The sequence below is a fragment of the Massilia sp. 9096 genome (assembly GCF_000745265.1).
In the GTDB taxonomy this organism is placed as follows: Bacteria; Pseudomonadota; Gammaproteobacteria; order Burkholderiales; family Burkholderiaceae_D; genus Telluria.
In genome coordinates, this window is the sequence record NZ_JQNN01000001.1 from 1815146 (window position 1) to 1827206 (window position 12061).

General features: G+C 69.9%; 10 protein-coding genes and 1 pseudogene. 6 read left to right on the plus strand and 5 right to left on the minus strand.

Going from position 1 to position 12061, the window contains the following annotated elements:
* Positions 1–78 precede the first annotated feature (78 nt).
* The 5 genes and pseudogenes from FA90_RS27500 to FA90_RS07780 all read right to left on the minus strand — a co-directional run.
* A pseudogene (locus FA90_RS27500) lies at positions 79–360 on the minus strand (aspartyl/asparaginyl beta-hydroxylase domain-containing protein); the annotation flags it as partial.
* Between the two features lie 46 nt (positions 361–406).
* Positions 407–1975, minus strand: coding sequence for a vanadium-dependent haloperoxidase (locus tag FA90_RS07770; protein ID WP_051971562.1), 1569 nt, complete (start codon positions 1973–1975; stop codon positions 407–409).
* 186 nt (positions 1976–2161) lie between these two features.
* Positions 2162–2536: an HdeD family acid-resistance protein gene (locus tag FA90_RS26905; RefSeq protein ID WP_239700993.1), complete on the minus strand. Its 375-nt coding sequence runs from the start codon at positions 2534–2536 to the stop codon at positions 2162–2164.
* Entirely contained in the window at positions 2536–2757 is a 222-nt protein-coding gene (locus FA90_RS26910; RefSeq protein ID WP_051971564.1) for a DUF308 domain-containing protein, read from the minus strand. The genes FA90_RS26905 and FA90_RS26910 overlap by 1 nt, the downstream gene beginning before the upstream one ends.
* Before the next feature lie 64 nt (positions 2758–2821).
* Positions 2822–3223, minus strand: coding sequence for a DUF2784 domain-containing protein (locus FA90_RS07780; RefSeq protein ID WP_036167623.1), 402 nt, complete (start codon positions 3221–3223; stop codon positions 2822–2824).
* 364 nt (positions 3224–3587) lie between these two features.
* Between FA90_RS07780 and FA90_RS07785 the strand changes: the two genes are divergently transcribed.
* The 6 genes from FA90_RS07785 to FA90_RS07810 all read left to right on the plus strand — a co-directional run bounded on the left by FA90_RS07785 (position 3588) and on the right by FA90_RS07810 (position 11989).
* Entirely contained in the window at positions 3588–4748 is a 1161-nt protein-coding gene (locus FA90_RS07785) for an alpha/beta hydrolase (protein ID WP_051971565.1), read from the plus strand.
* Between the two features lie 95 nt (positions 4749–4843).
* The gene (locus FA90_RS07790; RefSeq protein WP_036167627.1) at positions 4844–5647 is read left to right on the plus strand and encodes an alpha/beta fold hydrolase; all 804 of its coding nucleotides are present in this window, start codon (positions 4844–4846) and stop codon (positions 5645–5647) included.
* Between the two features lie 194 nt (positions 5648–5841).
* Positions 5842–7221 (plus strand): MFS transporter, encoded by a 1380-nt coding sequence (locus FA90_RS07795; RefSeq protein ID WP_051971566.1) that lies wholly within the window; start codon positions 5842–5844, stop codon positions 7219–7221.
* A 219-nt stretch (positions 7222–7440) separates the two neighbouring features.
* Positions 7441–10587 (plus strand): molybdopterin cofactor-binding domain-containing protein, encoded by a 3147-nt coding sequence (locus FA90_RS07800; RefSeq protein ID WP_275041309.1) that lies wholly within the window; start codon positions 7441–7443, stop codon positions 10585–10587.
* Positions 10584–11414 (plus strand): xanthine dehydrogenase family protein subunit M, encoded by an 831-nt coding sequence (locus FA90_RS07805; RefSeq protein ID WP_036167634.1) that lies wholly within the window; start codon positions 10584–10586, stop codon positions 11412–11414. The genes FA90_RS07800 and FA90_RS07805 overlap by 4 nt, the downstream gene beginning before the upstream one ends.
* Positions 11411–11989: a (2Fe-2S)-binding protein gene (locus tag FA90_RS07810; protein WP_036167638.1), complete on the plus strand. Its 579-nt coding sequence runs from the start codon at positions 11411–11413 to the stop codon at positions 11987–11989. The genes FA90_RS07805 and FA90_RS07810 overlap by 4 nt, the downstream gene beginning before the upstream one ends.
* Positions 11990–12061 lie beyond the last annotated feature (72 nt).

Genomic DNA, 12061 nt, shown 5'->3' on the forward strand with positions numbered 1-12061 from the left:
CTCACAGCCGCACCGGCAGTGACCGCTCGCGACAGCGCGCCCGCAATGCGGGTCGCTGCCGCACCCACGAGCGGCGCCCGGTGTGCGCAGTCCCGGGTGATAGCGCCGCCAGCCGGCGAAAGGGTCGCGGTGCGATTCGATTCGTCCACCCGCCGGCAGCTCGGCGAAGGTCGCGATCCTGATCGCCGGAATCGCCTGCAGCAGCGCGACCGTCTTCGGGCACAGCTGCATCAAGGTGTTGAGCGGGGCCAGCGCGGTCGAATGGTCAAACAACTGGCGCCAAGGGCGCAGCCGCACGGCGCCGCGCAGGTGCACGTACAGCGCCGAGGCGCCAAATACGATCAGCAGGCGCCACTTCATGGTGGCGTCCTTTACGGCGCGCGCGCATGCACGCACGCGCGCACGCTCAAGCCTGCCCCTGCCATAGTCCCTGGGCTCTGGCGAAGGCCTGGGCGCCGACCCGGCGTCCCATGCCCTGGCCGGCAAGGTTGGCGTTGTCGAAATGGATGCCGCCGTAGACGCGCGACACCCCCGATTGCGCCGACGCGGCGCTGAAAGTCGGCCACGACAGCGTCACGCCTCCGGCCGGCACGCCCGGCTCGACATGCATCGAACCCGGCGGCGCGGTGAAGCTGGCGCCGAACACATCGCTGCCGGTGAAGCGCGCGAGCACCTCGGCGGCGGCCGCGCTGAAGAGGCTGTGACCCGAGACGTGCTCCGGGAACGGCGGCGTCGGGAAGGTGGCCGGCTGGTAAGGCGTCCACTCCTGGCCCAGGATGGCGCGCAGGCCGCCGGCCGGTCCCAGCGTGCCGTAGCCGGTGATCGATTGGCCGTGCAAGGCATGGCGCACCGCCGTGATCGGGCGCGCGGAATCGTAGGCGCGCTTGGCGTCCCAGCCGGCGATGGCGGCGTCCGCCAGCGCGGCGCCCAGCGCGAAAAACAGTTTGACGTCGTCGTCGAGCGTATGGCGGTCGCGTTGCGAGATGGTCAGCGCAAAGCGCAGCCAGTGGCCGGGCGGCATGTCGGTGCCGGGCCCGTCGGCCCAGTATTCCGCACTGACTTTCTGCTCGTCGGAAAGCATCGCCTGCACCTCGACGATGTGGCGCGCCTGGGCCAGGTACTCGGACGTTCCGGGCGCGGCCGGCGGGCCGGGACGGAACTGCGCGGCCGAGCTCAGGGCGAACGGCCGCACCCAATCCCAGGCCGCGCCGACGAAGGCCTGTGTGCGCACCACGCCGGTGGCGTCGGTATAACTGAGCGGTTGCCAGTGCCCGGGCGCTGGAATCTGCGACAGCGGCGTCGGCGCGCCGACGATCAGCGGGGGATTGCCGGGCGCGTAGCCGGTGTAGTCGGCATAGGGCACGCCGCTGGGCGTCAGGTCGCCCAGCTGGTTGGCGCCGTCGTCGTGGCAGACGGCGATCTCGGCGCGCGCCGCGGCGCTGCCGATGGCGGCCGGCTGGCCGTCGCCGCCGCCTGCCGCCGGGTCGAGGCCGAGCGTGCGCATGTAGGCCTCGAACGCGGCTTTCTGGCCGGGGAACTGGTCGACCAGGGCCGTGTAGGCGGCGTAGCTGAGCGCAATGGCCTTGTTGGCCTCGGTGCGCTCGGCGTCCGGACGGCGGCCGGCCCCGCTGGCGGTGAGCGGCAACGCGACGGCGTCGTAGGCGCACCAGGCGTCATACATGCAGGTGGACAGGATCGCCAGCGAGCGCGCGGCCATCGGCGGACCGGGCCTGGCCGTACGGACCGCCTCCAATGCGGTCCCGATCCAGCCGGTCACGACCTTGCCTTCCCAGGGCCGGGCGACCGGGCCGGCGCCGGGCGTGGCGCCGCCACCGGGACCGGCGCCGCTCGGACTTCCGCCGGGGTCGGCGCCTGGCCCGCGGGCGCGGACGTCATCGCCGCTGCCTCCGCACGCGGCCAGGGCGCCGCCCAGGGCGCCCCCGGTTCCGATCTTCAAGAAGGTACGTCGTTTCATCGTGCTCCCCGCGGTCGTTGTGATGCGACCAGTATCCACGGAGAGCGCCACCGTTCCGACTGCGTGGTCGCATGGGGCCCGGCGCTTATTCAGGGCCTTGTCGGCAACGCGACAATTCGTCGTTCACGCGCGCATTTGCCGTGGAACGTTGGATTGGCGCCATATGCCAGCGCCACACCGACGGGCTCAGCGGGCCGGAGAGATGCGCCGCTCGCCCAGCACGCGCCGTTCCTGCACCGGCGCCGTCGCCTGCGCGCCCGTCTGCGCGCGTGCACCCGCGTGCGCGCGCGAGCGCACGCGCGCGGCCTGCATCAGCAGCAGCGCCCCGGTCACGCAGGCGTACAGGCTGACCATCCAGATCAGCGTCAGCACGCCGGCGAAGGGGTACAGGAACACGATCGCGCCGAACGCGATCGAGGCCGGGCCGGCCAGCACCAGCATCCATTCGCCTTCGATCGCGCGGCGCAACCGGATCGCGGCGACGAAGTCGAGCACGCCGATCACCAGCGCGTTGGCCGCCATGACCAGCACCAGCACCAGCGCGGTCAGGGCCGGCCGCATCACGGCCACCGCGCCGCGCCGGTGCTGACCAGCCCGAGCAGCATGACCAGCCACCGGTCGTCCCCGCTGCGCCGGTGGCGGACGGCGCCGACGACCGCGGCCGCGCCGCCGAGCAGCGCATAGGCCGCGAACAGGGCGATCAGCGTCAGCAGCGACAGGCCCGGCCAGGCCAGCGTCGGTACCCCGAACAGGATGCCGGCCGCGCCGCGCAGGGCCAGCACCCACCATGAGCGTATAAAGAAATTATCCTTGATCGACCCCGCTCTCCCATGAGGGCATACCGGCTTAGATGGGAAGGCGCGGCGGCGGTTCCGGCCGGGCGCGCGGTGTCGACCGCCCGCGCCACAGCCGGGCGTACAGGCCGGCGTTGAGCAGCAGCACGGCCACGCCCAGCGCCACCTGGACCGGCCGCGTCAGGCCGGCCGGATAGATGGCGGCGGCCACATAATGCTCGATGAAGCCGCCGCCATAGCCGGACTGGCCGGCCAGCGCGCGCAGCCGGTTTTCGAGCCAGGTCAGCGGGCAGACCGCCCCGACCGCCTCGATGCCGACGCCCCAGGCGGCCGCGGCCAGGTGCCACGGCAACAGGCGCGGACGGCGCGCAACCAGCAGCGCGCCGGCGATGACGAACAGGATGAAGCCGAGGTGCAGCAGGAGCACGGCGTCGGCGAGGCAGCGATAGCGCATCGTGTGTGCGGGAGAGAGGGATCGCGGCGGCGCGACGGATCGAGCCCAAGGGCGCAGCGCGCCGCCCACCCGATCCCGATCCGCCGGTCATCAGGAAGGAGACGGCATGATACCGCGATATGGAACCCGGAAGGATGGCGCCTGCAAGGTCGAGCCTGCGCCGGCGGCCTTGCCTGACTGCGGCTGGCCGGCGATGCGCGGCGCAGCCGGAAATGGCGCGAAGAAATAGCTTCACACCAAAGGCGGCGGCTCGGCCTGTCACGGGTTTAACGCCCCGCAAACCCAGGCCCGGTTCGATTGAAAGACGATTGGTGGCGGCGTCCGCTTGGCGTAGAGTGCAGTCTCCTAATGAGACGAGGATGCCATGTACGCAAGCGAATGGAACACCATGCAGTCGCTCGGGGTGGAGGCCCTGAAGAACATGGACCGCAGCCGCCAGGCGCGCGGCAAGATGCTCGACCGCGCCGGCTACGCGCCGCAGACCACGCCCTCGGCCGTGATCCACGCCGAGCCCGGCCTGAACGTGCTGCGCTTCGACGGCGCCGCCACCCATCCGGCCGGAAATGGCGCCGATGCCCCCGCCGTGCTGCTGGTGCCGGCGCCGATCAAGCGCGCCTACATCTGGGACCTCAGAGCGGAGGTCAGCGTGGTGCGCCGCTGGCTCGAGCGCGGCTACCGGGTCTACCAGGCCGAGTGGGCGCCGCTGGCCGACGCATCGATCGACCTGGGCCTGGCCGACTACGCCGACCGCCTGCTGCGCGCCGCGCGCGAGGCGGCCATGGCCGACAGCGGACAAGCGCGCACGGCCGTCGCCGGCCACTCGCTGGGCGGCATCCTGGCCGCGATCCACGGCTGCTTGTACCCGGACCAGGTGCGCGCCACGGTGCTGCTCGAGGCCCCGCTGCACTTCGAGCACCACGCCAACTGTTTTGCGCCGCTGGTACGGGCCGCGCCGGACGCACGCCGGATCGCAGCCAGCTTCGGCCAGGTGCCGGGCGTGTTCCTGAACATGATGAGCTCGATGGCCGAGCCGCACGCTTTCCAATACGAGCGCATCATGGACCGCTGGCTGTCGCTGGGCGACGCGCGCGCGCTCGCCACCCACATGCGGGTCGAGCGCTGGACCCACGACGAGTTCGCGCTGCCGGGCCGGCTGTTCACCGACATCGTCGAATCGCTGTACCGCAACGACGAGCTGATGCGGGGCACGCTCGTCGTCGATGGGCGCACGGTCGGGCCGCGCGCGCTGCGCACGCCGCTGGCCAGCGTGTACGACCCGCGCAGCAAGGTGATTCCGCCGCAAGCGTTGCTGCCGTTCCACGAAGCTGCGGCCAGCCCGGCCAAGCTGCTGCTCGAGTATGAAGGCGACGTCGGCGTCAACCTGCAGCACGTCGGCGTGCTGGTCGGACGCAGCGCCCATGCGCGCATCTGGCCCAGGATCTTCGACTGGCTGGATGCGCTCGACGATTCGCAGGGTGAGCAGGCCCGACCGGCGCACCTGGCCGCTCTGGAGCACCCGGCCTGAGCGCGGGTACGTCATCGTTCGATGGCCGCAAGTGCGCCGCCATCGGTTTTTCCGCGATGCTAGAATCCCCGCCAGCCCCACGATCGCCGACGCCCATGTCCAATGCCGCCCTGCCGCACCGCCCCGACTTCATCGACCTCGACTGGCGCGGCCGGCTGCTCCGCCTCGAGCTGGCCTGGGTCGGCGCGGCGGCGTCCAAGCATCCGATGGTGGTGTTCCTGCACGAGGGCCTGGGTTCGGTCGCGCTGTGGAAGGATTTTCCGGAACGGTTCTGCCGCACCCACGGCTTCACCGGCCTCGTGTTTTCGCGCTACGGCTACGGCCGCTCGAGCCCACGTCCGCTGGATGAGCCGCTGCCGCCCGACTTCATGGAACAGCAGGCCTGGGAAGTACTGCCGCTGCTGTTCAGCAAACTCGGCCTGGAGCGCCCATGGCTGCTCGGCCACAGCGACGGCGCCTCGATCGCCCTGCTGCACGCCACGCGCTTCAGCGAGCGCATCAGCGGCGCGGTCGTGATGGCGCCGCACGTGATGGTCGAGCCGATCTCGGTCGAGTCGATCGCAGCCGCGCGCGCTGCCTACGTCGAGGGCGCGCTACGCGAGCGGCTGGCGCGCTACCACGCTGACGTCGACTCGGCTTTCTGGGGCTGGAACACGATCTGGCTCGACCCGGCCTTTCGCGACTGGGACATGTGCGCGCTGCTGCCTTCGATCCGCGCGCCGGTGCTGGCGATCCAGGGCGAAGGCGACGAATACGGCACCTTGGACCAGGTCCATGCCATCGGCCGCCTGGTCCCGCACGCCGAGGTGCTGGTGCTGCCCGATTGCGGCCATTCGCCCTACCGCGACCAGCCCGGGCGCGTGATCGAAGCCGCGGGCGCCTTCATCCTCGCGCATTGAACGCGGCGGCACGAGCCGCCCGCACAGGAATGGGCAGGCCCGCAGCCTATCAAAGCTGCTGATATTACACATCAGAAGACATTATTAGGTCAGATAGGTGTTCCGCGTTACGCTTGGTAAAGGCCGGCCGAAGATCGCACGCTCCAGCAACAGACGATCCGGTTGGCGCCGACAACATCCACATGGAGACAACGATGGCTGTCACAAGCAACCCAACCGTGCTCGCCGCGCGCGAACACAATCGTCACGTGCTCAAAGCCGTGACCGCGTCCTGCGTCGGCTGGTCGCTCGACCTGTACGACCTGTTCATCCTGCTGTTCGTCGCCCCGGTGATCGGCAAGCTGTTTTTTCCCTCGACCCACCCGATGCTGTCGCTGGCGGCGGTCTACGCCTCGTTCGGCGTGACCTTGCTGATGCGTCCACTCGGCTCGGCCCTGTTCGGCGCCTTCGCAGACACCCATGGCCGCAAGCGCGCGATGATCATGGCGATGGTCGGCGTCGGCCTGTCCACCGCCGCCTTCGGCGCGCTGCCGACCGTCGACACCATCGGCCTTGCCGCGCCGGTCGTCTTCATCGTGCTCAAGCTGGTGCAGGGCGTGTTCGTCGGGGGCGTGGTCGCGGCCACCCATACCATCGGCACCGAGTCGGTGGCGGCGCGCTACCGCGGCGCCGTGTCGGGCCTGATCGGCGGCGGCGGCGCCGGCCTGGGGGCACTGATCGCCTCGCTGGCCTACTGGGCGATGTCCACGCTGTTCCCCGGGGACGCCTTCGAGGACTGGGGCTGGCGCTGCATGTTCTTCACCGGCATCATCAGCGCGGTGCTCGGCATTACCATCTTCAGCAACCTGGAAGAATCGCCGATGTTCAAGGAACTGCAGGAGAAAAAGGCGCGACTCAAAGCTGCCAACCCGGCTTCCAACTGCGTGCCGGCCGGCGCCGAGCCGGAAAATCCGGTACGCAGGCTGTTCTCGCGCGAATGGCGCGGCGTTCTGCTGGTGAATTTGCTGCTCTCGATCGGCGGCGGCAGCGGCTACTACCTGACCTCGGGCTTCCTGCCGACCTACCTCAAGGTCGTCAACCACACGCCGGCCCAGACCGCCGGCATCATCCTCATGTTGTCGAGCATTGGCGTGATCGCGGCGTCGGTCGGCAGCGGACACCTGAGCACCTTCATCGGGCGCAAGAAGACCTTCCTGATCATGGGCGTGCTGCGCCTGGTCGCCTTCCCGCTGCTGGTGCTGGCGATGCCGCACGCAGGCAGTATGTTCCAGCTGGCGCTGTACGTGATCCTGCTGGGCGCCCTGGGCAGCGCCGGCTATGCGCCGCTGCTGATCTTCCTGAACGAGCGCTTTCCGACCACGATCCGCGCCACCGGCACCGGCCTGTCGTGGAATATCGGCTTCGCCATCGGCGGCATGCTGCCGACCTTCGTCTCGCTGGCGTCGCCGCAGCCGACCGACCTGCCGCTGACGCTGGCGATCTTCCTGGCTGCGATCAGCGTGATTTTCCTGATCGGCGCACTGGTCGTGCCGGAGACGTTGGGCAAGCTCGACGCGCCGGCGAACGAAGCCTGAAGCGCTCGGGCTGCGCACATCGCCCCTCGCGACAATCCTGGTGACCGGGCGGTCCTCCCTGCCCGGCCATCGGCATTTTTTCAGCAAGCCCAGAAGTATCTCAGGATCTGATAGTACAGATCAGCAAACCCTATTGGCGCTGATGGTTTGCACTCCCTATACTGGATTCAAGAGGACGCAGCCAGCGTCCCCGCCCAACGAGGCCAGACAAGCATGGAAATGAAGATTCCTCAAACGCACGCCGATGGCGCCCGGGCCGGGGCGGGTCCGGAGACACCGTTTCTCGGCCGGCCGATGCAGCGCATCGAAGACGTGTCGCTCCTGACCGGCCGCGGCCAGTACGGCGACGACGTCGGCGTCAAGCCCGGCACCCTGCATGCCGCCATCGTGCGCTCGCCGCATGCCCACGCCCGCATTCGCGCCGTCGACAGCGGACGCGCCGAGGCAGCATCGGGCGTACGCGCCGTGCTGACGGGCGCCGACCTCGCGGCCTGGTCGAAACCCTTCGTGGTCGGCGTCAAGGCGCAGATGGAGATGTGGGCGCTGGCGCTGGACAAGGTGCGCTATGTGGGCGAACCGGTGGCGGTGGTGGTCGCCGACAGCCGCTACCTGGCCGAGGACGGGGCCGATCTCGTCACCGTCGACTACGAGCAGCTCGAGCCGGTCGCCGGCATCGACGACGCTGTCCGCGACGGCGCACCGGTGCTGCACGAAGCGGTCGGCAGCAACGTCGTGAGCGACCGCAGCTTCCGCTACGGCGACCCCGAGAGCGCCTTTGCCCAAGCCGACCGGACCGTCGGACTCACCGTGCGCTACCCGCGCAACTCGTGCACGCCGATCGAATGCGCGGTGGTGATCGCCGACTGGCTCGGCGAAGAGGAAGGCTACGACGTCGCCTCGAACTTCATGGGCCCGTTTTCGCTGCATACCGTGATGGCGCTGGCGCTGCGGGTACCCGGCCACAAGCTGCGCCACCGCTATTTTCGCGACTCGGGCGGCAGCTTCGGGGTCAAGCACGCTGTATTCCAGTATGCGGTGCTGATGTGCCTGGCCTCGCGCAAGGCCGGCGCGCCGGTCAAGTGGGCCGAAGACCGCCTCGAGCACCTGGCCGGCCTTACCTCCGCGACCAACCGATTGTCGACGATCCGCGCCGCCGTGCAGAACGACGGCCGCATCACCGCGCTCTCGTACGACCAGTTCGACGATTGCGGCGGCTACCTGCGCGCGCCCGAACCGGCCACCTTCTACCGCATGCATGGCGTGCTGACCGGCGCCTACGCGATCCCGAACCTGGCGGTGCGCAACCGCGTGGTCCTGACCAACAAGACCCCGGCCGGCCTGGTGCGCGGTTTCGGCGGCCCGCAGGTCTACATCGCGCTGGAACGCCTGATGCAGCGCATCGCGGTCGAACTGAACATCGAGCCGCTCGAAGTCTACCGCCGCAATTTCATCCCGGCCGACGCCTTCCCCTACCGCGCCGCCGCCGGCGCATTGATCGACTCGGGCAACTACCAGCGCGCGCTCGAGCTGCTGCACAGCGAAGGCGGCGCCGCAGAGCTCTACCGCCGGCGCGCGGCCGCGCGTGCGCAGGGGCGCCTGTACGGCATCGGTTTCGCCGCCATCGTCGAGCCCTCGATCTCGAACATGGGCTACATCACGACGGTGCTGCCGAAAGAAGCGCGCGCCAAGGCCGGCCCGAAGAACGGCGCCATCGCCTCGGCCACGGTCGGCATCGACCCGCTGGGCGGCATCAACGTGGTGATCGCCTCGGCGCCGGCCGGCCAGGGCCACCGCACCGTGTGCTCGCAAGTCGTGGCCGACGTGTTCGGCGTGCAGCCCGACCAGATCGCAGTGAATGTCGAATTCGACACCCAAAAGGATGCCTGGTCGGTGGCGGCCGGCAATTACTCGAGCCGCTTCGCCGGCGCGGTGGCCGGCACCCTGCATCTCGCCGCCGTGCAGCTGCGCGACAAGCTGGCCCGGATCGCCGCGCCGCAGCTGGATTGCGCGCCGGACGAGGTCGTGTTCAAGGGCGGCAAGGTGTTCGCCCCGAGCGATCCCGGGAAAAGCCTGCCGTTCCTGCGCATGGCCGCCAGCCCGCACTGGGCGCCGGCGCTGCTGCCCGAAGGCATGACGCCGGGCCTGCGCGAGACCGCGTTCTGGACCGCCGAGTCGCTGGGCGCGCCGGACGAGCAGGACCGCGTCAACACCTCGGCCGCCTATGGCTTCGCCTTCGACATGTGCGGCGTCGAGATCGACCGCGCCACCGGCCGCGTCACCATCGACAAGTACGTCACGACGCACGACGCCGGCAAGATCCTCAACCCGGCGCTGGCCGACGGCCAGATCCGCGGCGCCTTTGCCCAGGGCCTGGGCGCGGCGCTGATGGAAGAATTCCGCTACGGCGACGACGGCAGCTTCCAGTCCGGCACTTTTGCCGACTACCTGGTGCCGACCACCTGCGAGGTGCCCGAGCCGCACATCATCCACCTCGAGACGCCGAGTCCCTTTACGCCACTGGGCGCCAAGGGCCTGGGCGAAGGCAACAACATGAGCACCCCGCCCTGCATCGCCAACGCGGTGGCGGATGCGCTGGGCGTCAAGGATTTCACCTTGCCGCTGACGCCTTCCAAGGTGATGGACCTGATCGGTGCCGACGAGCCGCCCCCGTCCAGGTCGGCTGCGCTCGCGCCCGAGCCTGCGGCTGCCGCCGCAGTTTCCGGCACCGCGGCGCCGGCCGAGGTCGCGCCGTCCAAGGGCGGCAAGGCCCTGGCCGCGCGCGGCGCCGTCGTGCTCGACGCGCCGCCGCAAGCCGTGTTCGCCGTGCTGCTCGACCCGGACGCGCTGGTCGAGGTCATCCCGGGCTGCAATGCGCTCGAACCCAACGGCGAGAACCGCTACAAGGCCGATGTCACCGTCGGCGTGGGCCTGATCAAGGCGCGCTACCAGGCCGAGGTCGCGCTGTCCGAGCTCGATCCGCCGCGCAGCCTGCGCCTGGCCGGCGCCGGCCTGTCCGCGGTCGGCAGCGCGCGCGGCAGCGGCCTGGTGACGCTCGAGGCGCAAGGGCCGGGCACCCTGCTGCGCTACGACTACAGCGCCGAAGTTTCCGGCAAGGTCGCCGCGGTCGGCAGCCGCATGCTCGAAGGCGCGGCCAAGATCGTGCTGAACCAGCTGTTCGAACAGCTCGGCAAGACGGCCGCGGCGCGCAGCCACCCCGGCGGCGGCGACAAGATACGCGCCGGCGTCGAGATCGGCAACCTGGCCGACGGCGCCTCGGCGACGCACCCCGCACATGCAGCGCAGGCAGCGGTGCCCAAGCCCGGCCTGTGGCGCCGCCTGTTGGCGCTGATTGGAGTGAAATCATGAAACCGCAAGCCTTCGATTACGCACGCCCCGACAGCGCCGACGAAGCAGTCGGGCTGCTGGCCGACGGCGGCGACGACGCGCGCATCCTGGCCGGCGGCCAGTCGCTGATGGCGGTGCTGAACCTGCGCCTGGCCCAGCCCAGCGTGCTGATCGACATCTCGCGCGTGCCCGACCTGAACTATGTGAAGAACGACGGCAAGACGCTGGCGATCGGCGCCGCCGCGACCCAGGGCATGGTCGAATGGCGTGGCGAGCTGGCGCGCGAAGTGCCGCTGCTGGCCCAGGCCTTCCCGCACATCTCGCATTTCCAGATCCGCAACCGCGGCACCGTGTGCGGCTCGATCGCCCACGCCGACCCCAGCGCCGAGCTGCCGCTGGCGCTGCTGGCCCTGGGCGGCCAGGTGGTGCTGCGCAGCCGGCGCGGACGCCGCGTGGTCGAAGCCGACGACTTCTTCCAGGGCATGCTGATGACGGCGCGCGCCGCGGACGAGCTGGTCGAAGAGGTTCGCTACCCGCTGGCTCGATCCGGCGAACGGTACGCGTTCGAGGAGTTCTCGGGGCGTCACGGCGACTTCGCGGTCTGCGCCGTCGCGGCCGTGGTCAACCAGGACGGGATCCGGCTGGCGGTCGGCGGCGTGTCCGACCGGCCGCGCCTCAAGCGCTTCGGTGCGCTGGCGGCCGCCGACCTGGACGGCGCCATCAACGATTTCGCCTGGGAGCTGGACGCCAAGGATGACCATCATGCGTCCGCCAAATTCCGCCGCCAGCTGGTGCGCCACCTGGGCCGCACGGCAATCGAGCGCGCACGCGCGCAGGAGAGCAAATGAAGAACTATCGTAAAGGCCAGCCGATCCGCATCGCCCTGACCCTCAACGGCCAGCAGCGCAGCGGCGTGTGCGAATCGCGCACCCTGCTGTCCGACTTCCTGCGTCATGACCTGGGCGCGACCGGCACTCATGTCGGCTGCGAGCACGGCGTGTGCGGCGCCTGCACGGTGCGGATCGACGGCGTCGCCCAGCGCGCCTGCATGACGCTGGCGGTGCAGGTCGAGGACCGGCGCATCGACACGGTCGAGGGCCTGAACCGCGGTCAGGACCGCCTGTCGGACCTGCAGGAAGCGTTCCGCCGCAACCACGCGCTGCAATGCGGCTTTTGCACGGCCGGCATCCTGATGTCATGCGCCGACTACCTCGAGCGCAAGCCGGACCCGAGCGAGCTCGAAGTGCGCGAGATGCTGTCCGGCCATCTGTGCCGCTGCACCGGCTACACCAACATCGTCATGGCGGTGCTCGAGACCGCGGCCGCGCGCAACGGCCGGCCGGTGGGCGCTACGCCAGCCGCCGACAAGCCGGGTCAGGCCGGCGTCGGCATGCCTGAACAAGCAAAATTGGTAAACGCATAAATCATCAACTAACAGGGGCCTCCGAAAACCGTAGCGAGCGGCGGCAGTTTCGCTTGAGAAGCGCAGCCGTAC